Origin of the sequence: Clostridium algidicarnis (assembly GCF_000703125.1) — a bacterium.
Classification (GTDB): Bacteria; Bacillota; Clostridia; order Clostridiales; family Clostridiaceae; genus Clostridium_L; species Clostridium_L algidicarnis.
Map to the genome: position 1 here is coordinate 2,093,739 of NZ_JNLN01000001.1, position 26,414 is coordinate 2,120,152.

The following is a 26,414-nucleotide window of genomic DNA, read 5'->3' on the forward strand; positions in this document are numbered from 1 at the left end:
TTACATAATAAAACCTTTACAGATTTTAGAAAGTGACAACTTTATGTTAATATGAAGTTGTTACTTTTTTATTTTAGGAGTGGTGATATGATAGAATTCAAAAATGTAAGAAAAGATTTTGGCGGAGAGGACATATTAAAAAATATAAATTTTAATATAGAAAAAGGTGAACTTGTAGTACTTATAGGACCAAGTGGCTGCGGTAAGACTACATCACTTAAAATGATAAACAAACTCATTAAACCTACAGAGGGAATTATAAGCATAAATGGAGAAGATATATCGAAAAAAGATACCATAGATCTTAGACGTAATATAGGATATGTAATACAGCAAACAGGGCTTTTTCCTCACATGACTGTAGGTGAAAACATAGGAATAGTACCTAGATTAAAAGGCTGGACAAAGGATAAAACCAAAAGTAGAACTATAGAATTATTAGAGATGGTAGGCATGAAATATGATGAATATATAGACAGGTATCCAGGTGAACTTAGTGGAGGACAGCAACAAAGGATAGGTGTAGCTAGAGCCTTTGCTACTAATCCAGAGATAATATTAATGGATGAGCCTTTTAGTGCGCTAGATCCTATAAGTAAAAACCAGCTTCAAGATGAGCTGTTTTCATTACAAGAAGAATTAAAAAAGACTATAGTTTTTGTAACTCATGATATGGATGAAGCTATTAAACTTGGAGATAAAATTTGTATTATGAAGGACGGTAATATATTACAATATGATAAGCCGGAAATTTTATTAAAGGATCCAAAAGAAGGGTTTGTAGAGGAGTTTATTGGTAAGGATAGAATCTGGAATAAACCAGAGCTTATAAAAGCTAAAGATATAATGATTGAAGATCCTGTAACAACAATCGAAGGGAGAACTGTGTTTCAAGCAGTTGGCATAATGAGACAGAAAAAGGTAGATAGTTTACTTATAGTAGATAGACAAAGTAATCTTTTAGGAATAGTAACTCTAAAGGTTATAAGAAGAGAAGAAAATGAGGCTTTAAAGCTTAAAGATATAATGGAAAGAGATATTATTTATGCAAATAAGGATGAATCTATTGTTGAAGTACTTACAAAGATGAATGAAGCCTCTATTGGATATATACCAGTTTTAGATAATGGTAAACTATGTGGATTGATCACAAGAAGCAGGCTGATAACAGTTTTAAGTAGCCAATATATAGATTAGGAGATGATAATAGTATGGCTTCAGTAAAAGAATTTTTTAGTTTTGTTTTATCTAGAAAAGGTGAAATAACGACATTAATATTAGAACATATACAACTTACAATTATGGCAGTACTTTTAGCAATAATTGTGGGAGTTCCACTTGGAATACTAATTACAAGAAAAAGAAAGCTCGCAGGACCTTTAATTGGTATAGCCAATATAATACAATCCATACCTAGTCTTGCTTTACTAGGATTTTTAATTCCTGTTATGGGAATAGGAAGTAAGCCAGCAGTTTTTATGGTGTTTTTATATTCGCTATTGCCTATACTTAAAAATACATATACTTCTATAAAAAATATTAACCCAGATATGTTAGAAGCAGCTAAGGCCATGGGTATGAGAAGAAAAGATATGTTGTTTATGGTAGAGTTACCTCTAGCTTTACCAGTTATTATGACTGGTATTAGAATTTCAGCGGTAACAGCAGTAGGTCTTATGACTATTGCAGCATTTATAGGTGGAGGCGGACTTGGTTATATGGTATTTGCTGGAGTCCAAACTGTTAATAATAATATGATACTTGCAGGGGCTATTCCAGCTTGTATACTAGCACTTCTTATAGACTTCATTATAGGGAAAATAGAAAGGGTAGTTACTCCAAATGGAGTAAGTTATACTAATGGAAATAACAATAAGAGAGATAAAAAAGTTTTAGGTGTAATTGCAGGAGTAATTTTAGTTGTTATTGTATTTGGATTTTCTAAATCCTTTTTTGGATCTAAAAACAAAATAGTTGTAGCGTCAAAAAATTATAATGAGCAACTAATTTTAGGAAATATGATAGCTACATTAATAGAAGAAAATACAGACTTAGAGGTAGAAAGAAAGCTTAACTTAGGAGGAAGTATTGTAACTTTTAATGCTATAAAAGCAAAAGAAGTAGATTTATATGTGGAATATACTGGTGTAGCTTTAATTAATATAATGAAACATGAGAATATAAGCGATAAAGATGAAGCTTATAAAGTAGTTTCAGAATCCTTTAAAAATGATTATGGCATTAAGTGGCTTAAACCATTAGGATTTAATAATACTTATGCATTAACAGTAAGACAAGATACAGCAGAAAAGTATAATCTTAAAACCTATTCTGATTTATCAAAGGTTAGTGGAGATCTTATATTAGGATCTACTATTGAATTTGCAAATAGACAGGATGGTTATTTAGGATTAAAGGATGCTTATGGGATGAACTTTAAAGATGTAAAGGCTATAGACGGAGGCCTTAGATATACTTCTCTTATGAATGATAATACTCAAGTAATAGATGCATTTTCAACAGATGGATTACTTGAAGTCTTCAAATTAAAGGTGTTAGAGGATGATAAAGGATTTTTTCCACCTTATTATTCTGTACCCATAATAAGAGAAGAAGTATTGAAAAAGCATCCTGAACTTGAGGCGGTTATAAATAAGCTAGCAGGAGAAATTAGTGAAGAAGATATGGGAAAATTAAACTATAAAGTGGATAAAGACGGAGAAGATCCAAGAAAGGTAGCAGACGACTTTTTAAGAGAAAGAGGTCTTATTTAAGTGTAAAATAGGATTATAGTAAATATATACTCTAATTTTAATAAATATAAAAATCAGAGTATATATTTGATGAAAAATTATATCTAATAAAAACAGTGCAAAATACATGGAAATTATGTATTTTGCACTGTTTTTGGATTATAGGTTAAATAATTAATATCATAATTATTTTTCTTCATTTGTACAGAACTTTAGTGTATCATAGGTGTATGATTTATCAAAGCATTAACCGCCTTAAGGAGGAGATAAAATGGACAAGATAATTTTAGGAATTATATGTTTTTTCTTTATATTTGGAGGTATAGATTTTGCTATAGGAAATAGATTAAAGGTAGGTGAAAAGTTTGAAGAGGGTTTAAAGACTATGGGACCACTTGCCATTGGTATGGTAGGTATTTATTCACTTTCTCCTCTTTTTGCTACGGTAATTACTACAATTATAAATCCTATTGCAAAACTGTTTTCATTAGACCCATCATTATTTCCTGCTATGATATTAGCTAGTGATATGGGATCTTATGCATTAGCTAAAGAAATAGCTTTTAGTAAGGAAATGGGGATATTTTCTGGCGTAATACTTTCATCTATGCTAGGTACAACAATAAGCTTTACCATACCTATGGCGATAGGTATGGTAGATAAAAAAGACCATGAGTATTTATCAAAGGGCATAATGGCTGGAATAATAACAATACCACTTGGGTGTCTTGTTGGTGGGGTAATTCAAGGAATAGATGTAGCAACTTTAGCTTGGAATTTAATGCCTATAATTATTTTTGCACTACTTTTATCTGTAGGTCTTATACGTTACCCTAAGAAAGTTATGAAGTTATTTTCGCTTTTAGGAAAGGTAATAATAGGTATAGGGGTAACTGGACTTATTATACAAGGTATAGATATTATATTAGGTGTTAAATTAGTAAAGGGGCTTATACCACCAGAAGATTCAATTGCAGTAGCTGGAAAAATTGCATTTGTATTAGGTGGTGCTTATCCAATGATTTCTGTAATTAGTAGAATATTTAAAGAAACATTTAGACGACTTGGAAGACGATTTGGATTGGATTCAGTATCTGTTGCCGCATTCCTAGGGTGTTTTGCCAGCAATCTTTTAGTGTTTGCAAGCTTTAATGAAATGAATATTAAAGGAAAGGTACTGTGTACAGCCTTTAGCGTGAGTGGGGCCTTCGTTTTTGGTGGACAGATGGGATTTATATCTGCTAAAGAGCCTGAAGTTTTAGGAGTTTTTATAATATCAAAATTAGTAGCTGGATTCAGTGCTATGATTTTAGCTAGTATATTATTTGAAAGTGACTTTATAGAGGAAAAGATGGAAGTATAAAATTGTAAAGTCCTCATTTTGTGGATGTGAATAGTAGAAATATAGTATATTTAATATATAAGTTCTTAGAATCTTTATTTGTTAACAAAATATTAACAAGTTATATATTATTAATATCAGCCTGTAATGTGTTAAGGGGATTTGTTATATTGATTTAGCTATATATTTATAGCTATTTTTTTTTGAATAAACTATTAATATAAGAACAATTCTTGAAAAATGATGGTATAAACAATACAATTGGAATATACTCTAAGGTATAAATATTTTGATAACTAGAAGATAGGGGGAAATATTATGAGCATTAAAGAAACTGTTAAAAAAGGAGCAAAAGATGTTACATTATCTGCAATAGTGGATTTATTAGATAAAGATCCAGAAAAAAATGTAGATAAATTATATTCTTTAGCTAATAAATTAGCTAAAGGAAAAGAAGAAAAGGAACAAATACAGGGTGTATACAATCATTATAATAACAATCCAGCTACTCATCAATATATTCAAAATATATTAACTACTACTGATAAAAGATGTATGAAAAAGTTTTTTGTAAACTTTTTAGGAAATGCAAACTGGTATGGAATGCCTAAAAGAGCAAAGATTCTTGAAGAACAAGGTACTAAAGTACCGTTTACTATATTAATAAGCCCATCCATGAGGTGTAACTTAAGATGCACAGGGTGTTATGCTGCAGATTATGATAAAAAAGATGATCTTACCTATGAAGAAGTAGATAGAATTATAGGTGAGGCTAGAGATCTTGGCATATACTATATAGTAGTGCTTGGAGGAGAACCTTTCTTTCAAAAGTATATGTTAGACATATATAAAAAATATGATGATATGTTATTTACTCCATTTACTAATGGAACCTTATTTGATGAAGAATTATCAGATAAGATTAGAGATTTAGGAAATGTATTTCCTATGTTTTCATTAGAAGGTTTTGAAGAAGAAACAGATAAAAGGAGAGGTAAGGGAACATTTGATAAAGTTATGAAGGGTATGGATCTATTAAGGGAAAGAGGAGTGCTATTTGGTGTGTCTTCCGCTACATCTAGGGTTAATATGGATACAGTTACCTCAGATAAGTTTACAGACATGCTTATAGAAAAAGGATCTAAAATGACTTGGTACTTTATGTATATGCCTATTGGAGATAATCCAGATGTAGGTGCAATGCTTACTCCAGAGCAAAGGATAGAACTTGGAAAAAGGACAAGAAATATTAGAAGTACTAAACCTTACTTTACAATAGACTTTTTTAACGATGCTCCCTATGTTGGTGGATGCATCGCAGGAAAATTCTATTGCCATGTAAACTCTAAAGGAGATGTAGAACCTTGTATATTTGCTCACTTTGCCTGTGATAACGTCAAAGATAAGAGCCTTATAGATGTATTTAGAGGACCATTTTTTAAAGAGCTTAGATCAAGACAACCATATAATGAAAATTTATTATTACCTTGTATGATGGTTGATAATACTAAAGTTATAAGAGAAGTAGTTGAAAAGACTGGAGCTTATGCAACACATCCTGGTGCTAATAGAATGATAGATAATGAAAAGTTTATGAAAGAATTAGATGATTACGCTAAAGACTTTAAACCTTATGCAGAAAAGGCATGGAAAGAAGATTTCAATTCTAAAGGAAATTATAAAATGTCAAAAGGCTAAATTAAGATTTTAATAATAGCAATAACATATAGTCTATGTATTTACACATAGACTATATGTTATTATAATAAAATTTGATGCCTAAATATTATCTTTTTTTAAGATTCTACATATGAAAAATTTGCAGTATTAATTATAAACCTAAACATAGATATGATATACTAAATCTAAAAAAGGATGATTAAAAGTGAAAAAGAAAATTTTTATGTTTATATGTATAATATTAAGCATAATCTTTATAGTTTTTTATAAAATTTCTAAAAGGAACAGCGATACAGGTGTTCTAAAGGGGAATTTAACAATTATAGCTGAAGGTGAAAATTATAATTATCTATTAAACTTAAGTGAAAAGTTTAAAAAGAACAATCCTAAGGTAAATATAACTATTAAAGAAATGGAAGAAGATTATTTTAAAAAAGGATTTGAAGATTCTTTAAAAAAACCAAACAATAATGCGGATATAGTAATAATGCCTTCGAGATATGTGAATTATTTCGGAAGTAAGTATCCCCTTTCTTTTTCAGAGGTTAATGAATTTATTTCAAGTTATAGGGATTCAATAAGAAAAGAGAGGATAGATCAAGTGACTATTGGAGATAAAATAATGGCCTTCCCATTTTATGACGAGCCAGTAGTTTTATATTATAATAAATCACTTTTAGATAGTAACAACTTAAAAATAGAGGATATAAGTACATGGAATCATATATTATCTTTAAAAAACAGTATGAATAATAATATATTAGCATACACAGGAGAAGATTATTTTGAATTTTACAATATACTTATAAATCAGCTTAAAGTAGATAAGTCTAAAAAAGATAATAATGTAAATGAAATAAAGGCAATGGAAGTCTTAAAAGAAATATTTAAAGATAACAGGGCTAGTATATTAAATGAAGATGAGGCAACTAAGTTATTAATAAATGGAGATATACCTTTTATCATAGGAAATAATAAAACATTAAATGATATATATATAAATGTACCATCTAATAAAAAAGTAGAGCTTGGAGTATCTAAGATACCTAGCTTTGAATCTGGTGGAAATAGAGATGTGTTATCATCAGGATATAACTTTGCCATAATGAAAGAAAGCAAAAACAAAAAACTTGCTGAAACATTTATTGAATTCATTTTATTAGAAAAGTACAGCATTTTAGAGGCAACCAATTCTTATAATATATTTTTAAGCTATAACAAGTATCAAGATGAATCGATTTATAACACTAGTTATAGTTTTATAAATGAAAAGAAGCCTTTGAGGATATTGGATAATATTAATAGAAATGGCACATATTTAAAAATAAATATAAATGATTTAGAAAATAAGGATAAAATTAATGAAGATATAACTAAGATTATTAATAGTGAAAATAGTGTAGAAAAAGATATGGAGGATTTAATGGGAAAATATAATAAATAATCGTTAAAACTCATAGTAGATATTTCGAAAGTTTAAATTTATTTAAGATAATAAAAAATGCAGTGGACAACTTTGGATGATGTATAATAATTCATCCTTATTGTCCATTTTTAAATTACTGCTATATACATGAATTTGCAACTTTAGTATAAGCATCTAAGGTATTTTTACTAGTCATCTCCCATGAAAAATCTAAAGATCTTGAAAGAGCCTTTTTTGAAAGATTAATTTTTAAATCTTCATTAGAAAGAACTTTGAATAAAGCTTCTGATATGTTAATTGATTTTTTAGGATCTATTAAGTAACCAGCATCTTTTACTACCTCAGGAATAGAAGTTGTATTAGAAGATATTAAAGGACACCCACAGCTCATAGCCTCTAAGGGTGGTAGACCAAAGCCTTCATAAAGAGAAGGGTAAACAAAGCATTCACAGCTATTGTAGAAAACAGGTAGCATCTCTTCATCCACAAAGCCTAAAAAGTGAATTTTTGATATTATATTTATTTCTTCAGCAAAGTTTAAAAGAAGAGAGCCTTCATCTTTTAATGATCCTAAAATAACTAATTCATACTCATCATTTAAATCTTTATACACATCTTTAAAAGCTCTTATTAGGCCACGAAGATTTTTTCTAGGACTAAATCCACCTAAGTATAAAACAAATTTTTTATCTATGCCAAAGGATTTTAAAATTATTTCTTTACATTTAATTTTATCTAAAGGCCTATATTTTTTATCAGCAGCTAAAGGGGTTACAAAAATCCTGTCAGGGTCCATAGGAAAAAATTTTAGTATATCTTGTTTTGACCATTCGGACACTGTTATTATACTCTCACAACTATCTATTACTTCAGGCATTTCCCTAAGAAATTTAGTTAAATATCCCTTACCTACAGTTTCAGGCATTATATAAGGTATTAGATCATGTATAGTAACTAAGGTCTTACAAGGATAATTTTTATTAAGACCTATACCATTTTGGGGTAGATGATATAAATCTATATTTTTCTTTTCTAAATCTTTCGGAAAATAAGATAAATTAAAAAAGCTATTATGTTTTTTCGAACATAGTATTAAATCCGTATTACTCTTTTCGTATAGTTCATAATCTTTTCCATACCAATATATATTATAGAAGTTTTCTTTATCTAAATTTAATAAATTACTCAAAACATTTTCTGTATAGGTACCAATGCCAGTTCCACGGTACCAGTTAACACCTCTGGCATCTATAGCAAATCTCATATAACCACTCCTACATATCTCTTTATATTAATAATATTAAATAGAAGCCACTTTGGTGAATGTTAATATCTACACTATTAAAAAATAGGTATAAAAATCATTTACTTTAAAGTCATATATAAGATATAAACTTAATTCAACTTAGTGCAGTTTATCACATTGCAATATAGAAATTCATATACTAAAAAAGAGAAACATTGATTTTGGAGGAGTGGTTTTGGAAGAGGAATATATAAAGCTGAAAATAAAAGAAGAATATGGGATTAACGTTGTTTATATAAAAAAGATAAAAAACGTGTACAAATTGAAAGATGAAAGGGGCATGTTTTATGCTTTAAAGATAATAAAATATGAATTTGCTCATTTTCTTTTTATTATGTCTGCAATAAATCATTTATATAAAAATGAATTTTTGTCAGTAGTGCCTTTTATAAATACAAAAGAAGGAAGTCAATATATAAGTCTTAAAGATAACTATGCCTATCTAAATCCTTGGATAATAGGGCGTGAAAGCAATTATGACAATCCCATAGAACTATCTTTGGTAACTAAAAAATTAGCGGAGCTTCATGAAAAGAGTCAAGGATTTACGGTAGATAATAAAATGAAGCCACGTATTTATTGGTTTAAATGGTTTGAAATTTTTGAAAGTAGGATAAATGAAATATTAGGTTTCAAAAAGATTATAGAAGGAAAAGAAAATCAAAGTTATTTTGACAGTAAATATTTATCTATCCTAGAAGAAGAAGTAGAAATAGCAAAGCAATCTATATATTATTTAGGGAAAAGTAATTACCTAGAAAAGATGACAAAGGAAATAGATAAACATGGATTTTGTCATCATGACATAGCAAATCATAATATAATAATTAATTCTAAAGATGAATTATCTATTATAGATTTTGATTATTGTATATTAGACACTCATCTTCATGATTTAAGTAGTATTTTAATAAGAACTATGAAAAATGGAAGATGGGACTTATCTAAAGCCCTATTTATATTAGATAAATACAATGAAGTTTATGCTCTAGAACAAACAGATCTACCTATAATGGCAGCTTTTATTGAATTCCCACAGGATTACTGGCAGCTTGGAATACAGTATTATTTAGAAAAACAACCTTGGAAAGAAGAAATATTTTCAAGAAAGTTAAATAAGATAGTAGAGGATAGAGAATTAAAAGAAGATTTTATAAAAGAATTTAGAACACAAAGGTATAAAGGAGGGTAGTGTATGAGTTTGTTTTGTTATAGTGAATTTTATGATTATATTTATAAAAAGGACATAATTATAATTAACTGCAATTCATTTAATGTTAAAAAGAAAATTACTATGAAGGATGCAAAAAGGCAGCTAGATATATTATGTGAACTACATGAAAAGATAAAGGGGTACGAAGGGAGTGCAGGATTTACACTTCCAAATAACATAGGTAAATTAGTAGAAAACTGTAAGGTGGAAATTAAAAAGAATAATAGGTTTATTCGTTATTTAGAAAATCAAGGAGCTAATAATGGATTTGAAAGTCTCTTACTTAAGATTGGTGATGAATATATAAGTAGAGCTGAGAAATCAATAGAATGCATATATAAATCTAACTATATGGATATTATCTACAGAAGTATGAAAAGTGGAGAAATATGTGTAGTAAATAGTAGCGAAGATAATTTAAGAAAGGGTGAAAAAATTGAAATAGCAAAAGGTAAAAAGTTTTGCTACGAAATATTAGAAATAGATGCTATAAATTATTTTAATAAACTTAAAAGAAAAAATAGTGATATTGATATTGAAGAGTTAATTAATTATTTTTGCACTATAGAAGGCTTAGATGAAAATAGCAACAATTTTATAAGGGCTATGATATCTTATCCTTTTGAATTTATGAAATGTGTAAATAGATATAAGAGAAGTAAAAAACCTTGGACTTTAGAAAAATATGAAGAAAAGTTATTAAAGTCTGTGGAGAAAGATAGTAAAAGTTATATATAAATACAAGAAAAACTTATTTGTGAATTAATACTAAAAGGAGGTACCTTTTTGGAAAGATTAAGGTATAGAGAAAAGCAGGATTTAGTTACCTACTCTTTAAGTACAAAGTTATTTAATAAATATGATTTAAAGATTTATGATTTGGTTCCATTAAGAAGTGTATTTGTTCTTTATACAGATAAAGGTGAAAAAATATTAAAAAAGATAAAATATGATGAGAATCGAATAACATTTATTGAAGAATCATTAAATTATATTTCTAAAACATTTAATAGGGTGATGAAGTTTTATAAAAATAAAAAAGGTGATATTTATACATTTTGGGAAGGCGAATATTACTGTATAATGGATGTGCTAGAAGGGAGAGAATGCCAGTTTTCTAATCCATTAGAACTTAGTATAACCTCTAGGTCATTAGGACAACTTCATAAAAGTAGCCTAGGATTTACAAATTACTGCAAAGAGAAAGGTGATAGTGAATTAGTTAAATTAAACTCTAATGTAGGAAAAACTATAGAAGATTTTAAAAAGGCATTAAATAATACTAAAGAATTTAAAAAAAGAGTTTCAAATTTAAAATATAAAAATGACTTTGATAATATATTTATGATTAATGTAGATAATCACTTATATCAAATTGAAAAGAGTATAGAAATCTTAGAACATAGTGATTTTAATCTCTTAGTAAAAGAAGAGGATAAAATTGTAATATGCCATAAAGATTTAGCGTATCATAATATAATTATTAAAGAGGATCAGGCTTATTTTATTGATTTCGATTATTCTATGATAGACCTTAGAGTAGTTGATTTATGCAATTTAATAAATAAAGCAATTAAAAGCTTTGTATTTGACTTCACTAGGGCAGAAGATGTACTTTATGATTATAAAAGTGAAAACTTTTTAGAAACAAATGAAATCGAAGTACTTTATGGGTTGCTTTACTTCCCGGAAGATTTTTATTCTATTACAAGTAATTATTATAACAAGGTTAAAAGTTGGGAGGAAGGCGTATTTATAGATAAAATAAAAAAGAAATGTGAGTATTTTCACTACAGAGAAGAATTTTTAAATTCTTTTAAAAATAAAATATTTTGTGGATAAATAAAAATCAGCTTTAAAGCTGATTTTTATTTGCATATATTTTCATAAGCCAAGAGAGTTTCTTTAGCTGTGCTTTCCCAATTAAACATTGAGTTTCGTTTAAGACCCTTTACTATTAAAGCTTCCTTTAAATCTTCATTAGTAAGTAGGGTGTTCATAGCATTGTACAAGTCATCTCCATTCCTTGGATCTATTAAAAGAGCGCTATCCCCTAAAATTTCAGGTATGGAAGTAAGATTAGAGGCGATTACTGGGGAACCACAAGCCATGGCCTCTAGTGGAGGAAGACCAAAACCTTCGTAAAGAGAAGGGTATACAAAAAACTCACAAGAATTATAAAACCAAGGTAAATGTTCTAGTGGTATAAATCCTGGAAAAACAACCTTATCTTCAATACCTAATTCTAAAGCTTTATTTTTATATATTTCATAGGATAATCCCTTATTTCCTCCTATTATTAATTTTAGATTAGGATTATTAGTTTTAATTACTTTATGAAAAGCTTCTAAAAGACCTATTATATTTTTTCTAGGGCTAAATCCACCAATATAAAGAATAAAATCACCTTGAATATTGTAAAAATGTTCAATATTATTTTTACAAAGATCTTTATTTAAAGGTTTATAAATATCTTCACTAGCTAAGGGGGTAACATAAATTTTATCTTTTGGAAAGTTAAATGCTTTTGAAATATCTTCTTTAGAGAATTCAGATACAGTTATAATCCCATCACAAAGTGACACAATAGACTTCATTCCTTCGTTAAATATTTTTAGATACCTTTCACCTACAGTTTCAGGCATTCTTAAAGGTATAACATCATGAAGGGTTATAACAAATTTACAGTTTTTTTTCTTTGGCATACCCACTCCATTTTGTGGAATGTGATATATATCAGCATTAACATTATCTAATATATTTGGAATGTTAACTTGATTCCAAAACCCTTTTTCTGTTCTATCTTTAATTTTATTTATTTTTAAATTAGGATCTAAATTTATAGAAAACTTATTGGTTTCAGGCATAAAAATAGTATACTCATTAATATCATCTATGTTCTTTAGAGAATTTATTAACTGATAAGTATAGGTGCCTATACCTGTTCCACGATACCATTTAGCAGCTCTACCATCAATGCAAATTTTCATAGGAAAAGTTTCCTTTCAACATGATTTCATAGTTCATTATATTAGTAACAATAAAAAGTGTTAATAATTGAGAGGACACTTTCATATAAATTATATGGGGGTGATAACTTTGATGAGAGAATTTGAAATTGAAAGGCAATTCGATATAAAAATCGAGAGTATTAAACCAAACAAAGGAGTGTATTATTTAAAGACTGACAAGGGAGAGCGATGTTTAAAAAAAATAAATTATGGTGTGCAAAAGTTATTATTTGTTTATGGAGCTAAAGAACATCTAATTTTAAATGGATTTAATAATGTGGACAGGTATTTTTTAAACATAGAGGAACAACCCTTTGCAGTAGTTAACGAGGATCTTTATACTTTGTCTGAATGGATAAATGGTAGGGAGTGTAACTTTAAAGATAAAAATGATGTTGCTCTAGCAGCTGAAAAGCTAGCTTATATGCATAGAGCAACAAAGGGATATGAACCACCAGAAAACAGTAAATTAAAAAGTGATCTTGAAAGATGGCCACATTTAATGGATAAAAGAATTAAATCTTTAGATAAGATGAGAACCATGGGGCGGAAAAGAGGGACTAAAGGTTCTTTTGATTTGAATTATGTAAAATCACTTCAATTCTACAAAGATTTAGGGAAAAGAGCAACTAAGGTATTAACAGATTCGAATTATATAGATATTTGCAGAAGTACTGAAGAAGAAAAGAGTTTTTGTCATCATGATTATACTTATCACAACATAATTATAGCTGATGAATCTGTAAATGTTATAGATTTTGATTACTGTAAAAGAGAAGTTAGAGCATATGATATAGCTAATTTTATCACAAAGGTTTTAAAAAGAGTGGATTGGGATATAGAATATGCAAAGATTATTATTGATAATTATAATAAGGTAGATTCATTAAGAGAAGAAGAATATAAAGTTATCTTTGCATTTTTGTTATTTCCGCAAAGATTTTGGAGGCTATCTAATAGATATTATTATAATGAGGTTAATTGGGCTCAAAATACCTTTGGAAATAAACTTGAAAATTTAATAAGTGAGCAAGAAATATATATGAAATTTATAGAAGAGTTCAAAGAGCTTTATAATCAAGTTGAATAGTAATTATATTAAGAGGTAACAATGGAATCTTTTAGGGAAGATTATGTGTTGTATAATATTTAAAGAACTCTGTATTTATAATCATGCTATAACATTTAATTTAATGTTATAGATGAAAATAAATACAGAGTTTATTTTTTGAAATTTGATAATGAATTTTAAAAAAATATTTATTTAAATAAGTATTTTTTATAGCATATGATAGTGTCATTAAATAATATCCTTCATATTATAAAAGTAAAGTTAAAAATGAGGGAGAGAATATATGGAGATTGGCGATAGTGTTGTAAGAAAATCCTACGGAAAAGATATTACATTTAAAATTATAGATATTAAAGAGGGGTTAGAGGGTTTAACATATATATTAAAGGGAATAAATTTAAGGATAATTGCAGACTCTCCAGTAGAAGATTTAGAAGTGGTTAGAGCAGATTATAGTGGCGAAACAGATAGAGTATTTAACAGAGAGGTTAATAGTAGAATAAAGAATATAATGGCTAGCAGATTTAATTTAAGAAGAGGTTATAGAGTATCAAAGACAGTTCCTTCTAAAGAATTAGTATTCGGAAGACCAGGTAAAATACTTCATATAGACGGAGATGCTGAGTATCTTGAAAATTGTCTTAAGGTTTATAAGCAACTTTCCTTAGAAGCTGTAGGTGAAATAGTAAAAGAAAGTGATCAACCAAAGAAGATATTAGAAATAGTTAAAGCTGTAAAACCAGATATTATAGTACTTACAGGTCATGATGGTATAATAAAAGATGCAAAGGATTTTCTTGATCTAGAAAACTATAGAAACTCAAAGTATTTTGTGGAAGCTGTATCCGAACTTAGAAATTATAACTCAAGTTATGATGAGTTAGTGATTTTTGCAGGAGCTTGTCAATCCTGTTATGAAAAGATATTAGATGCAGGAGCCAATTTTGCAAGTTCCCCTAATAGGGTTTTGATACACTGCTTAGATCCCGTATTTATCTGCGAAAAAATTGCCTATACTAATGTAGATAAGGTTGTGTCTATTCATGAGGTTTTAGATAATACAATTACAGGCATTAAGGGTATAGGAGGACTACAAACTAGGGGCAAGTATAGGGAAGGGTATCCAAAGTCTCAATATATATAACAAAATAAATGCAAATAGGGATTTAATTTTTTGTGCTAATATATAATATTAAGATATTTGGTCTTTTAAAGGTTAATGGGATTTACCTTTAAAAGGCTTTTGTTTCTATGTATTCTTAAATATAACAATCAATATCACTATTTAAGAATATGAAGCAGTGTTTTAGGCAACAATATAGATACAAGGGCTAATTTATATAATTTTTAAAAAAATATCATAAAAATTATAAAAAAATATTGACAAAGAGCTTTTATAAGTGATAAAATAATAAGTTTATTTGACAAAAGGCCTATTGTATTATATAATATACATGGGAAAGAGGGTGTTTATATGGAGAAGTTACAAACCTTAGCTCATATAAGAAAAGATATAGAGAAACACATCGGGCACACAGTTACTCTAAAGGCTAATGGTGGGAGAAGGAAGGTTCTTATAAACAAAGGGGTAATAGAAGAAGCTTACCCAAGTATTTTCGTTATAAGGCTCGAAAGTGACACCCAAAGGACGGTGACTTATAGTTATTCAGATGTCTTGACACAAACAGTACAATTAGATTTTGCGATCTAGATGTTTAAATAAAAGATCCTAGCATATTAATATGCTAGGATCTTTTATATATAAAATTTAAAAAAGAAAGATGGTGGGTTCCATCTTTCAAGTATTGTATAAAAGGGTATTGAGAATTTATGAGAGGTTATATGGTCAATAACCATAATAATAATACGTCAATATTTGCAAAATGTCAATAATCCTTTTTCAAAGTTTAATATGTTTTTGTAAAAGATTTGACTAAAATATAAAAATGAAAAAATGTATTTAAATCAAATAAAAAGGTCTTAGAGAATTTGTATAAATACATTATTAAGATTTAAGTATATTTATTAGAATTAAGTAATATAAATTATAATAGGAATCTTATGGGAGGGATAATATGCAAGATATAGATGTGGTTAGGGAAAGTATACAATATGAACAGCTACTAGGAGAAAATACTAGTGACACAGTATTTAGAGGAGAATATTTAATTCCAGATACTCATCCAGACGTTTTAGAAATATTGACTGTGGATGTAAAACCTGTAATTGTATCTAAGGATATAATGCCGGATAAAATTTATGTAGAAGGTACATTAGAATATACTATACTTTATTTGGCAAATGAAGATGAAGATAGAAGAGGCGTACAAAGCATAAATTATAGCGATAAGTTTTCAAATTACGTAGATATAAATGGGGCAGATCAGAGTATGAATTGCCTTGTGGAATGTGACATAGAACATATGGGAGCATCTATAGTAAATGAAAGAAAAATAGGACTTGAAGGAATAGTAAAAATAAAAGCTGAAGTTTTAAAAGAATACAACTACGATATAATTAAAGATATTGAATCTACAGAAAGTCTTGAAATGTTAAAAGAACCTTATATATTAGATCAGATAATAGATAATGTAGAAAAAGATTTTACCGCTAAATCTGTTATAAATATAGGTATGGATAAGCCACAAATCGGAAATATATTAAAAAAAGATGTAAGTATTTATAAAAAGGATATTAAAATAGTAGATAATGAAGTACATGTAAATGGATTTGTTGTAATGAAATGCATTTACAGAGGATTAGACAGTAAAGAAGTTGTATATTTAGAGGATGAAATTTTTATAAAGGAAAGTTTTGAAATAGAGCATATAAGAGATGATATGAGATGCATTGGAGATATAACGTTGTCTGATATCTATATAGACATAAATCATGATGATATAGGTGAAAAAAGGATAATAAACGTAGAGTACTCTTTAAGATCTAATTTTAGAATTATGTCAAAAGAAAATATTCACATGATAGAAGATGCATATAGTCCAAGTGCATTATTAGAAATTGAAAAAGAAAAATATAGTATAAATATACTTCAAGGGATGAATAATAGTGAAGTTATAGTAAAAGAGAATATACAAATAGGCAAGGGAAGACCAAAACCTATTGAAATATTAATGACTACTGGTAATGTGGCTATAACAGAAAAGAAGGTGTTAGAGGATAAGATTTCTATAGAAGGCGTTATAAAAGTAGAAATTTTGTATAGGTCTAAAGAAGATAGAAAGAATATATGTGTAGTTAAGGAGGAATTGTCATTTTCTACAGGTATAGATATTCCAGGTGCTAAAATAGATATGACCTGTATTTCTAAAGCAAATTTGGAAGTATTAGAGTCTTCAATTGAAGCAGATACAATAGCAATAAAATGTGTAGTGTTGGTATTTGGAAGCGCTAGCTATTTAAAAGAAAAAGAGTTTTTAATATCCATAAGTAAACTAGATGATGATGTTCCTGAAAAAAAGGCAAGTATAACAATATATGTAGTTCAACAAGAGGATACGCTTTGGAAGATAGCTAAAAGATACTTTACTACTACAGATGAAATTGTTAAGGTAAATAGCATAGAAGATCCTGATTCTATAAATGTTGGAGATAAAATAATAATACCAGGAAGAGCTATTTTGTAACTAAGGGTAATACACATGTGATATATTATATAAAATTATAATCTATATTAAGGACTTTTAAAGTGTTTATAATCTTTAAAAGTCCTATTTTGTTGTTCAAATATTAAATAATATTTAAAAGATGTGTGTGATAGAGAGGATGGTAAAACAACTGTAATAATAAAATGTAAGTAAAAAATGTGCATAATAATTAATATATTGGAAATAATAAAAAATACTGAAATAGAGGTGATTTTTATGGAAGGTATCGATAAAGAAAATCTTATCATTATAGGAGGCGCTGAAGACAAAAAGGGAAACAAAGAAATACTAAGATATGTAAGTTCTATTATTAATAAAAGTAAAGATAAATTGTTGATAGCAACTGTAGCTACAGAAAATCCTAAAGAAGTAGGAGAAAGCTACAATGAATTATTTGTAGATTTGGGTGTTAAAAATGTTGATATATTATATGTAAATAGCAGAAAAGAAGCTACATATAAAAATAATATACAAAAAATGAAAGAGGCTTCTTTAGTATTTTTCACTGGCGGCGATCAATTAAGGATTACTAGTGTGCTAGGAGGAACGCCTCTATATGAAGCCATGAAGGCTGCATACGAGGAAGGCTGTGTATTTGTAGGAACATCTGCTGGAGCATCTGTAATGAGCCACACAATGATAATAGAAGGCAATGATGATGAATCTCCAAGAAAGTGCACATTGAAAATGGCTCCAGGGTTAGGATTCATAAAAGATATTATTATAGATCAGCACTTTGCACAAAGGGGAAGAATAGGAAGACTTCTAGTTGGAATAGCTGAAAATCCAGAGGTTTTAGGTATAGGTATAGATGAAGATACTGCCATAGTTGTAAACAGAAATGGAACATTTAAGGTTATTGGATCTGGTGCTGTATATGTTATAGATGGAAGAAGTATAACTAAAAGCAACGTATCAGAGCAATTTCCAGAAGAACTACTAAGTATTTTTGATGTAAATATGCATGTTTTAAAAAAAGGAAATGGGTTTAATTTAAATAGTAAAGTTCCTTTTGAGGAGGATAGATTAAAAAATGAAGATAATTAGTTATAGAATATTCGAAGGAAGAAATATATATTCTCATAAAAAGTGTATAAGAGTAGACCTTAATCTAGAGGGATATAAGGATATTCCAAGTAAGAATATTTTACAATTTAATGAAAGACTATTATATTTAGTACCAGAATTAAGAAAGCATAGATGTGGAATAGATGAAGAGGGAGGATTTGTTAAAAGATTAGAAGAGGGTACCTATTTGGCTCATATATGTGAGCACATTATAATTGCAATTCATAACACATTGGATATGGATATATGTTATGGAAAAGCTAGAGAAATAAGCGGTGATAAATACTATATTATATTTCAATATATATACCCAAAGACAGCAATTAGTATAGTTAAATTAGCATTAGATATTATTAATTCACTGATCAAAAACAAAAATATCAACATGAAATATAGATTGAAAAATATAAAAGGCATTTTAGATTTAGAAGCAATAGGGCCCAGCACTAAAGCTTTATATGACGCTGCAAAGGAAAAAGGAATACCAATATTAGAATTAGAAGACTCAGGACTATATCAAATGGGATATGGAAGGTATGGAAAGCTAATAAATGCAACAATTGTGGATTCTACAAAATCTATTGGTGTTGATATAGCTTGTGACAAATGGATTACAAAAAGTCTACTTCAAAATCAATATATACCAGTAGCAAAGGGTGCAATAGTTAGTAATTCACTAGGTCTTTTATTTCAAGGAAAAGTTATAGGTTATCCAGTGGTATTAAAACCTAGATTCGGCAATCAAGGTAAAGGAGTAGTTTTAGATATAAAGGATCAAAAAGAATTATTAGAAGCATATAATAGTTTGAAAACAAATTTCCAAGATATCATAATAGAAAAGTATGCTAAAGGAAAAGATTATAGAGTGTGTATGGTTGATAATAAAGTAGTTGCAGTATCTTTAAGAAAACCACCTTATATAATTGGGGATGGAAAAAGGTCTATTAAAGAATTAGTCGATAATCTTAATAGAGATAAAAGACGAGGTAAGGATCACGAGAAGCCTTTAACTAAGGTAAAGATAGATGAAAACTTAATCAGAACTATTGGGGCAAATGGATATAAGTTAAAATCTATCCTAGGATTAAATGAAAGATTAGAGCTCCTTAAAAATGCTAATCTATCCACAGGAGGATATGCTATAGATTGTACGGATATAATATGCGAAGAAAACATAAGTTTATGCACTAGAATATCTAAGACTATAGGGCTTGATGTTTGTGGAATAGACATATGTTGCAATGATATATCTATTCCATTACAAAAAGAGGGCATAGTTATGGAGGTCAATGCAGCCCCTGGTATAAGAATGCATCTTTATCCTGATGAAGGTAAGAAGAGGGATGTGGCATCTAATATTGTAGATATGCTGTTTGAAAATTCTCCTACTAGTATACCAGTAATATCTATAACGGGAACGAATGGAAAGACTACAACTACAAGACTAGTAAGTCATACACTATCTTTAATAGGATATAAAGTTGGTATGACTACTACAGGCGGGATATATATCGATAATAATTGCATAGAAGCTGGTGATACTACAGGGTTTGAAAGTGCAAGGACAGTTATAATGAATAAAGAAATTGATATAGCTGTATTGGAAACTGCAAGAGGAGGTATAATACGAAAAGGCCTTGCCTATGATCTAGCAGACGTAGGGGTTATAACAAATATAAGAGAAGATCATTTAGGCCTAGACGGGGTAAATAATATTGGTGATTTGGTCCAAGTAAAATCTTTGGTGGTTGAAGCGGTAAAAGATAATGGATATTCAGTTTTAAATGCTGACGATGACCAAAGCTTAAATGTTATCAATAAGGCTAGAGGTAATCTAATATTATTTTCTAAAGACAAAGAAAATATATATCTTAAGGAAAATATTAAAAAAGGTGGCTATGGTGTATATATATATGATAATGCTATTTATGTAGAAAAGGGCAAAAAGATATTTCACATCGCTGAAGTAAAAGATATTCCAATAACATTACAAGGCAACTTAGACTATAATATTGAAAATGCTTTAGCAGCTGTAGCAACTTTAGTAGGACTTAAAATAGATTACTGCATGATAAGTAAGGGTATTAAATCTTTTAAAAGTGATGAAAATAATAATCCTGGTAGATTTAATATGTATGAAGTAAATGGAGTAACTGTAGTACTAGATTATGGGCATAATTTAGACGGGTATAAGGCAGTGGTAGCTGGGTTAAAAAAGATGGAATATAGTAACTTAATAGGCGTTATTGGACTTCCAGGGGATAGGACTGATGAATGTATACTTGAACTTGGAAAGTTTTCAGCAGAAAACTTTCACCATATATATATAAAGGAGGATAAAGATAAACGGGGAAGAAAAAAAGGAGAAGTTGCAAAAATACTTTATAAAGGAGCTATTTCTTCTTGCAAAAGCAATAAAGACGTAGAAATAATATTAGAGGAAGAAAAGGCACTTCAAAAAGCTATAGATAATGCTAATAATGGAGATTTAATTATGGCTTTCTTTGAAGATTATATATGTCTTAGAGATTTAATTAAAAAGAATCAAATTTTAATAGAAGAAAAACTAAATAAAACTGAAAAAGTAATATAGAAAAATGTTTTGAGTATAGATTATTTTAATGGGAGCCTCTTTATTAATTGATAAAGAGGCTTATAATATTGATTTTTAATGTCTTCACCTTTTACATCTTTACAATAGAGACTAATAAATTATAATATAGGTATATATATATTGATATTATAATAAATTAGTAATCTAATTATTAAAATTGTTTTGGAGGGACCACATGGAGATTAAAGCTCATGGAAAAATAAATATTGCTCTAGATGTAATAGGTAAAAGAGAAGATGGATATCATACATTAAAAATGATAATGCAAACTATTGATATTTATGATGTAATAAATATAGATATTATAGAAAAAGGTATAGAGATAAGGTGCAATAAAAGTTACGTACCCATAGATAATAGAAATATAGCTTATAAGGCTGCAGAAGAATTTATAAAAATATATAACATAAGAAAAGGTGTATTTATAGATATAAAGAAAAATATACCTGTATCAGCAGGACTCGCAGGGGGAAGTACTAATGCTGCGGCAGTATTAAATTTGATGAATAGGTTATTTGAGATTAACGCACCTTTAAAGGATTTAAGGGAAATTGCTTTAAAACTTGGTGCAGATGTTCCATATTGCCTAACTGGAGGCACTGCACTATGTGAAGGCATAGGAGAAAAGATAACAAATCTCCCGTCTTTTAAGAATCATATTTTAGTTTTAGTTAAGCCTCCATTTGGAGTATCTACGAGAGATGTGTATACAAGCCTTAAAGTAGATAAAATTTATAAACATCCAAATATAGATGCCATAATTGATTCCATGAAGAAAGATGATCTAAAATCTGTATGTTGGAATATGAAAAATGTTTTAGAAAATGTAACATTGAAAAAGCACAGAATTATTGGAGAAATAAAAACATCTATGATTGAAATGGATGCAATAGGTTCATTAATGAGTGGTAGTGGACCAACGGTATTTGGATTGTTTGAAGATATGCTAAAAGCACAAAGATGCTATGATTACATGAAAAAAAAGTATCCTGAGACCTATATAACTAGAACTATATAAAAATAAAAATTTTAATTAAATTAATAGAAAGTATTAATTTAATTAAATACAGCTTGTGGCCTCTTAAGTAGATATATTAAGGCAGTACCTTATATAAAATACTTAAGAGGCTATTTTATATTACCTAAAAATAAATTAATATGTTGAACTATTTAAAAGTAATATATTTAAGCTATTTTCAACATAAAGAAAATGTATACTTTAGTATTTAAGGATAATACTAATAGGGTAATAAGGGTTTTTTAATTTATACTTTAATATAAAAGATAAAATGAGGTGCTTATAGATGAAAGATATTTTTGATTTATATTTTGTGGTTTTAACAGTGATATCCTCCTTATATGTTTTATATTGGGATAAGGAATATTTTCTTAAAAAAGGTGATGATAAGTTATATAAAAAGTATAAAGCTATACCTTTATTTATGATAGTTATTTCAATTAGCTTATTTACAACTTTTAAAATAATAAAATTTGATTAAAGGCGGTAATTTTATTGAGAAGGGTTTTAAAAGGGGACGTAAACAAAGATTTAAATAAAAATATTACATATATAAAAGATATATTACAAAATAATTCTGATGTGGTTTTTAGAGAGTTTTTGTGTGGAAATTTTCAATGCTGGCTTATATATATAGATGGATTGGCAGATAAAACCTTACTAAACGATTATGTTATTGAAAGCTTGATGCTAGAATCCAGTCATATAACTAAAAGTGAGGAGATAAAGGAAAGAATTTTAACGGTTTCAGACCTAAAAGAAGAAACTGATATGAATAAATGTATAGATTCTATACTTTCAGGAGATACAGTTTTATTTATTGAGGGATTAAGCAATTGCTATATATTAGCAACTAGGGCGTGGCCAAATAGAGGGGTAGGTGAACCTGCCAATGAAACGTCAGTACGTGGATCAAGGGAAGGATTTACTGAAACTATAAGATTTAATACAGCTTTAGTAAGAAGACGTATTCGAGATAAAGGTCTTAAAAGTGTACCCAAAAGTATAGGGGTCAGATCTAAGACAGATGTAGTGATAATGTATATAGAAGATATAGTTAATTATGATGCATTAAATGAACTTATGGAAAGATTGTCATCTGTAAACATAGATAGCATTTCAGATAGTGGTCAATTAGAACAACTAATTGAAGATGATCAGTGGAGTTTATTCCCTCAAATTCAATTAACAGAAAGGCCTGATGTAGTTTCTTCTTCATTACTTGAAGGGAGAATTGCTATCTTAGTAGATAATTCTCCTTTTGTGTTGTTGGTGCCAACAATATTTGCTAACTTTTTTCAATCGCCGGATGACTATTATCAAAGATGGATATACTCTTCCAGTGTAAGAATTATAAGGTTACTAGCAATAGTTATATCGATGCTAGCCACACCATTGTATGTAGCTATTACATCTTATCATACATCTATAATTCCTACTAGACTTGCATACTCTATAGCAGCGTCAAGAGAAGGGGTTCCATTTCCAGCATTTATAGAAGCTATAATAATGGAGATAAGTCTAGCGCTATTAATGGAAGCTATTATAAGGCTACCTAGGCCCATAGGAGCTACTATAGGAATAGTAGGAGGTCTTGTTATAGGGCAGTCTGCTGTAAGTGCGGGTATAGTTAGTCCTATTATGATAATAATAGTAGCACTAACGGCAATCACTAGTTTTACCACAACTAATTACGAAATATCCTTTGCTTTTAGAATTATAAGATTTGCTTTTATTATAATGGCATCTACATTAGGGCTTTATGGTATAGCCCTTGGATGCATGGTGACTTTAGCGCATTTAACTAAGCTAGAGAGCTTTGGAATATCATATTTATCTCCAATTGTAAATTTAGATAAAGGTGATATAAAAGACACTATTGTAAAGTACCCTATAAGATTTTTTACAAAAAGACCACAATATATGAAAACAGGGGATAAAGTAAGACAAAATAATAAAGGTAAAATTGGGAGGTAGTCATGGATTCTAATAAAAAAATAAGATCATATGGATTATTCTCCACGCTAGTTTGTACCATCATCGGTGTAGGCATTTTCTCATATCCTAGAGAACTGGCCGAAAATGTTAATAATGAAGGATGGATCATTAGCATTTTATCTGGAGGAATTTATATACTTGTGGCATATATGATTTACAAGATATGCAAGCTTAATGACTTTAAGGAATTTCAGGAACTTGTTAAAGGGAATATGGGCGTAGTATTGGGCACTTTAATTTTAATGTTTTATTCTGCATATATGCTGATTCTATCATCCACACAAATGAGAAATTTTGTTGAAGTTATGAAAAAACATATGTTTGAAAAGACCCCTACAGAAATTTTGTTACTATTTACCATAATAACAGGGGCATATATAGTAAGGGGTGGAATAAATAATCTAGTAAGATTTAATGAAATATCATTTTTAATAATGTTTTTCCCCTTTATTTTTATATTTTTAATTTTATTAAAGAATAGTGATTTTACTAACATGCTTCCTATATTTAATCAAAAGCCTTTTGATTATATAAAATCTTTGCTACAATCTTTGGTTTCTTTTGCTGGGATAGAGATGATATTTTTATTGCTACCGTTAGCACAAAATAAGATTTCAGCAAGAAAATCGGTTTTTAAAGCAGTGGGATTTACTACAACATTTTATACATTAATAAATATTTTTTGCTTGGCCATATTATCCAAAGAACAAACAAAGAGGGTGTTGTGGCCGACCATTACTATGGTTACATCCATAGACTTTCCAGGACTTTTTGTAGAAAGATGGGAAGGTATTATTATGCTTCTTTGGATACTGTTTTATTTTACAACATTTATAAATCTTTATTATTTTAGCTGTTACATTATAAGCGATGTATTTAAATTAAAGGATATAAAATTAAGCATCTTAATAACTATACCCTTTATATATATAATAGCTATATCTCCGGAAAGTGTGTATACCTTAAATACTTTTATTATGAGCATACTTAGAATACTAATATTTATAAGCATGTTATTATTTCCTTTATTGTTTTACATTGTTACAAGTATAAAAATAAGAAGAAAGGAGCGCAATAAGTGAGAAAGATAGGTATTGTAGCTATAATTTTAATGTGTTTATGTACTACAGGATGTTGGGATCAAGTAGAAATAGATAGAAGAATTTTAGTATCCTTAATAGGTATAGATGCAGGAAAGGATATTTCAAAAGAGAAGGAAGATGAAGTAAATAAGGATTCTTCTATGGCAGATCTTAAAAAGTTAAAAGTATATTATTCATTTCCTAATATTGCTGACTTTTCACCAAGTAAGCCTACTATTCAAGGGGATATCTATTTTACGGCAAATACATATTCCATGGAAGGTGCTTTAAAAGAGGTTTGTGGCTTTAGTAGTAGGAGTATTTATCTAGAACATGTTAGGGTGATATTAATAAGTAAAAATATCCTATCTTATCCTGATACAATGGTAGAAATTTTAGATTATTTTGAAAGACAACCTAAGATTAATAGAAGAGCTTATGTAATTGCTACAGAGGAGGATCCTGAAGAATTTATAAAGGTAACTCCTCCGATAGATAAGAATACTCAAATTAATATAACAGGTATTATGGAAAATAATTCGAGAAATGGATTTATGGCACCAGTTACACTAAATGAGTTATTGATTAGTTTAGATAAAAACAATAATGATGTAATACCATTTATGAAAATAGATAAAGAAAAGAAAGAATTTCGTTTAGACGGATCTGCTATAATTAAAGATTATGCATTTAAGGGTAATTTAGACGTAGATCAAACGTTAAGTTTAGGTATACTAAATGGTAAGTTAAAAAGTGGTATTAAGTCAGTATCGGAAAACGGGCATCCTATAGACTTTGAAATTTATGGTTCTAAGAGAAGAACTAAAGTATACAAGGAAAATGAAGAATTAAATGTAGATATAAATATAAACTTGGAAGGGGTAGTGAAGTCAGCTTATTTAGGCAAAGAGGATTTTAATAAAGATTCATTAAAAGAACTTGAGGATAAAATTAGTGGATGCATAGAATACGATTGCAAAAAGGTATTAGATTATTTACAAAAGGAACTTAATGTAGATGCTATTGGAGTAAATGAATATATAGAAAAGTTTCATCCTAAGATATGGAAGGATATTAAAGATAATCCTGAAGAGGCATTTTCTAAAGCTAAAATAAATATAAAAATAGATACATCAATAAGACGTGGAGGTATTACAAAATAACTT

Annotated in this window: 21 protein-coding genes; 19 read left to right on the forward strand and 2 right to left on the reverse strand. The window is 28.6% G+C overall.

Going from position 1 to position 26,414, the window contains the following annotated elements; genetic code table 11:
- The first annotated feature begins 87 nt into the window (after positions 1-87).
- From BV55_RS0109960 to BV55_RS0109980, 5 genes are all read left to right on the forward strand, one after another.
- Positions 88-1,197: an ABC transporter ATP-binding protein gene (locus BV55_RS0109960; protein ID WP_029452679.1), complete on the forward strand. Its 1,110-nt coding sequence runs from the start codon at positions 88-90 to the stop codon at positions 1,195-1,197.
- Positions 1,198-1,211: 14 nt separating this feature from the next.
- Positions 1,212-2,774 (forward strand): ABC transporter permease/substrate-binding protein, encoded by a 1,563-nt coding sequence (locus BV55_RS0109965; protein WP_029452680.1) that lies wholly within the window; start codon positions 1,212-1,214, stop codon positions 2,772-2,774.
- A 250-nt stretch (positions 2,775-3,024) separates the two neighbouring features.
- Positions 3,025-4,116 (forward strand): ethanolamine utilization protein EutH, encoded by a 1,092-nt coding sequence (gene eutH / locus BV55_RS0109970; protein ID WP_029452681.1) that lies wholly within the window; start codon positions 3,025-3,027, stop codon positions 4,114-4,116.
- A 297-nt stretch (positions 4,117-4,413) separates the two neighbouring features.
- Positions 4,414-5,793: a radical SAM/SPASM domain-containing protein gene (locus tag BV55_RS0109975; RefSeq protein ID WP_029452682.1), complete on the forward strand. Its 1,380-nt coding sequence runs from the start codon at positions 4,414-4,416 to the stop codon at positions 5,791-5,793.
- Positions 5,794-5,980: 187 nt separating this feature from the next.
- On the forward strand, positions 5,981-7,219 hold the full coding sequence (locus tag BV55_RS0109980; protein ID WP_029452683.1) for an ABC transporter substrate-binding protein: 1,239 nt from the start codon (positions 5,981-5,983) through the stop codon (positions 7,217-7,219).
- Between the two features lie 121 nt (positions 7,220-7,340).
- Here BV55_RS0109980 and BV55_RS0109985 read toward each other — a convergent pair whose 3' ends face one another.
- Positions 7,341-8,465: a glycosyltransferase family 4 protein gene (locus BV55_RS0109985; RefSeq protein ID WP_029452684.1), complete on the reverse strand. Its 1,125-nt coding sequence runs from the start codon at positions 8,463-8,465 to the stop codon at positions 7,341-7,343.
- A 211-nt stretch (positions 8,466-8,676) separates the two neighbouring features.
- On the opposite strand from BV55_RS0109985, the gene BV55_RS0109990 reads away from it, so the two are divergent.
- Genes BV55_RS0109990 through BV55_RS0110000 form a run of 3 tightly spaced genes read left to right on the forward strand, consistent with a single transcriptional unit; the run spans position 8,677 to position 11,562 of the window.
- Positions 8,677-9,699: a CotS family spore coat protein gene (locus BV55_RS0109990; protein ID WP_341349701.1), complete on the forward strand. Its 1,023-nt coding sequence runs from the start codon at positions 8,677-8,679 to the stop codon at positions 9,697-9,699.
- A 3-nt stretch (positions 9,700-9,702) separates the two neighbouring features.
- Positions 9,703-10,458 carry a protein kinase family protein gene (locus tag BV55_RS0109995; RefSeq protein WP_029452686.1) on the forward strand — a complete coding sequence of 252 codons (756 nt, stop codon included), beginning with the start codon at positions 9,703-9,705 and terminating at the stop codon, positions 10,456-10,458.
- Positions 10,459-10,506: 48 nt separating this feature from the next.
- A complete protein-coding gene (locus BV55_RS0110000; RefSeq protein ID WP_029452687.1) occupies positions 10,507-11,562 on the forward strand; it encodes a CotS family spore coat protein in 1,056 nt (351 codons plus the stop codon).
- Positions 11,563-11,588: 26 nt separating this feature from the next.
- On the opposite strand, the gene BV55_RS0110005 is transcribed toward BV55_RS0110000, so the two are convergent.
- Positions 11,589-12,710, reverse strand: a complete 1,122-nt coding sequence (locus BV55_RS0110005; RefSeq protein WP_029452688.1) for a glycosyltransferase family 4 protein — start codon at positions 12,708-12,710, stop codon at positions 11,589-11,591.
- Positions 12,711-12,819: 109 nt separating this feature from the next.
- Here BV55_RS0110005 and BV55_RS0110010 point away from each other — a divergent pair, with 109 nt between their 5' ends.
- The 11 genes from BV55_RS0110010 to BV55_RS0110060 all read left to right on the forward strand — a co-directional run bounded on the left by BV55_RS0110010 (position 12,820) and on the right by BV55_RS0110060 (position 26,411).
- Entirely contained in the window at positions 12,820-13,821 is a 1,002-nt protein-coding gene (locus BV55_RS0110010) for a CotS family spore coat protein (protein WP_029452689.1), read from the forward strand.
- Between the two features lie 265 nt (positions 13,822-14,086).
- Positions 14,087-14,947, forward strand: a complete 861-nt coding sequence (yabG, locus tag BV55_RS0110015; RefSeq protein ID WP_029452690.1) for a sporulation peptidase YabG — start codon at positions 14,087-14,089, stop codon at positions 14,945-14,947.
- A 330-nt stretch (positions 14,948-15,277) separates the two neighbouring features.
- Positions 15,278-15,514 carry a Veg family protein gene (locus BV55_RS0110020; RefSeq protein ID WP_029452691.1) on the forward strand — a complete coding sequence of 79 codons (237 nt, stop codon included), beginning with the start codon at positions 15,278-15,280 and terminating at the stop codon, positions 15,512-15,514.
- A 364-nt stretch (positions 15,515-15,878) separates the two neighbouring features.
- Positions 15,879-17,447, forward strand: a complete 1,569-nt coding sequence (locus tag BV55_RS0110025; protein ID WP_029452692.1) for a DUF3794 and LysM peptidoglycan-binding domain-containing protein — start codon at positions 15,879-15,881, stop codon at positions 17,445-17,447.
- Between the two features lie 237 nt (positions 17,448-17,684).
- On the forward strand, positions 17,685-18,515 hold the full coding sequence (locus tag BV55_RS0110030; RefSeq protein WP_029452693.1) for a cyanophycinase: 831 nt from the start codon (positions 17,685-17,687) through the stop codon (positions 18,513-18,515).
- Positions 18,502-21,129, forward strand: coding sequence for a cyanophycin synthetase (gene cphA / locus BV55_RS0110035; RefSeq protein WP_029452694.1), 2,628 nt, complete (start codon positions 18,502-18,504; stop codon positions 21,127-21,129). Before BV55_RS0110030 ends, cphA begins: the two co-directional genes overlap by 14 nt.
- 196 nt (positions 21,130-21,325) lie before the next feature.
- Positions 21,326-22,168: a 4-(cytidine 5'-diphospho)-2-C-methyl-D-erythritol kinase gene (ispE, locus tag BV55_RS0110040; protein ID WP_029452695.1), complete on the forward strand. Its 843-nt coding sequence runs from the start codon at positions 21,326-21,328 to the stop codon at positions 22,166-22,168.
- Positions 22,169-22,454: 286 nt separating this feature from the next.
- Complete coding sequence (locus tag BV55_RS0110045) at positions 22,455-22,649, forward strand: CLC_0170 family protein (RefSeq protein ID WP_029452696.1); 195 nt, start codon at positions 22,455-22,457, stop codon at positions 22,647-22,649.
- 14 nt (positions 22,650-22,663) lie between these two features.
- On the forward strand, positions 22,664-24,145 hold the full coding sequence (locus tag BV55_RS0110050; RefSeq protein WP_029452697.1) for a spore germination protein: 1,482 nt from the start codon (positions 22,664-22,666) through the stop codon (positions 24,143-24,145).
- Positions 24,146-24,147: 2 nt separating this feature from the next.
- The gene (locus tag BV55_RS0110055) at positions 24,148-25,248 is read left to right on the forward strand and encodes a GerAB/ArcD/ProY family transporter (RefSeq protein WP_029452698.1); all 1,101 of its coding nucleotides are present in this window, start codon (positions 24,148-24,150) and stop codon (positions 25,246-25,248) included.
- Positions 25,245-26,411: a Ger(x)C family spore germination protein gene (locus BV55_RS0110060; protein ID WP_029452699.1), complete on the forward strand. Its 1,167-nt coding sequence runs from the start codon at positions 25,245-25,247 to the stop codon at positions 26,409-26,411. Before BV55_RS0110055 ends, BV55_RS0110060 begins: the two co-directional genes overlap by 4 nt.
- Positions 26,412-26,414: the final 3 nt, after the last annotated feature.

What these genes read in the sequence shown, in the direction of transcription:
- BV55_RS0110045 (WP_029452696.1), top strand. Translation starts at nt 22,455, where the DNA reads ATGAAAGATATTTTTGATTTATATTTTGTGGTTTTAACAGTGATATCC.
- BV55_RS0110020 (WP_029452691.1), top strand. Translation starts at nt 15,278, where the DNA reads ATGGAGAAGTTACAAACCTTAGCTCATATAAGAAAAGATATAGAGAAA.
- BV55_RS0109965 (WP_029452680.1), top strand. Translation starts at nt 1,212, where the DNA reads ATGGCTTCAGTAAAAGAATTTTTTAGTTTTGTTTTATCTAGAAAAGGT.
- BV55_RS0110030 (WP_029452693.1), top strand. Translation starts at nt 17,685, where the DNA reads ATGGAAGGTATCGATAAAGAAAATCTTATCATTATAGGAGGCGCTGAA.
- yabG (WP_029452690.1), top strand. Translation starts at nt 14,087, where the DNA reads ATGGAGATTGGCGATAGTGTTGTAAGAAAATCCTACGGAAAAGATATT.
- BV55_RS0110025 (WP_029452692.1), top strand. Translation starts at nt 15,879, where the DNA reads ATGCAAGATATAGATGTGGTTAGGGAAAGTATACAATATGAACAGCTA.
- BV55_RS0109960 (WP_029452679.1), top strand. Translation starts at nt 88, where the DNA reads ATGATAGAATTCAAAAATGTAAGAAAAGATTTTGGCGGAGAGGACATA.
- ispE (WP_029452695.1), top strand. Translation starts at nt 21,326, where the DNA reads ATGGAGATTAAAGCTCATGGAAAAATAAATATTGCTCTAGATGTAATA.
- BV55_RS0110005 (WP_029452688.1), bottom strand. Translation starts at nt 12,710, where the DNA reads ATGAAAATTTGCATTGATGGTAGAGCTGCTAAATGGTATCGTGGAACA.
- BV55_RS0109985 (WP_029452684.1), bottom strand. Translation starts at nt 8,465, where the DNA reads ATGAGATTTGCTATAGATGCCAGAGGTGTTAACTGGTACCGTGGAACT.
- BV55_RS0109995 (WP_029452686.1), top strand. Translation starts at nt 9,703, where the DNA reads ATGAGTTTGTTTTGTTATAGTGAATTTTATGATTATATTTATAAAAAG.
- BV55_RS0110055 (WP_029452698.1), top strand. Translation starts at nt 24,148, where the DNA reads ATGGATTCTAATAAAAAAATAAGATCATATGGATTATTCTCCACGCTA.
- BV55_RS0109975 (WP_029452682.1), top strand. Translation starts at nt 4,414, where the DNA reads ATGAGCATTAAAGAAACTGTTAAAAAAGGAGCAAAAGATGTTACATTA.
- eutH (WP_029452681.1), top strand. Translation starts at nt 3,025, where the DNA reads ATGGACAAGATAATTTTAGGAATTATATGTTTTTTCTTTATATTTGGA.
- cphA (WP_029452694.1), top strand. Translation starts at nt 18,502, where the DNA reads ATGAAGATAATTAGTTATAGAATATTCGAAGGAAGAAATATATATTCT.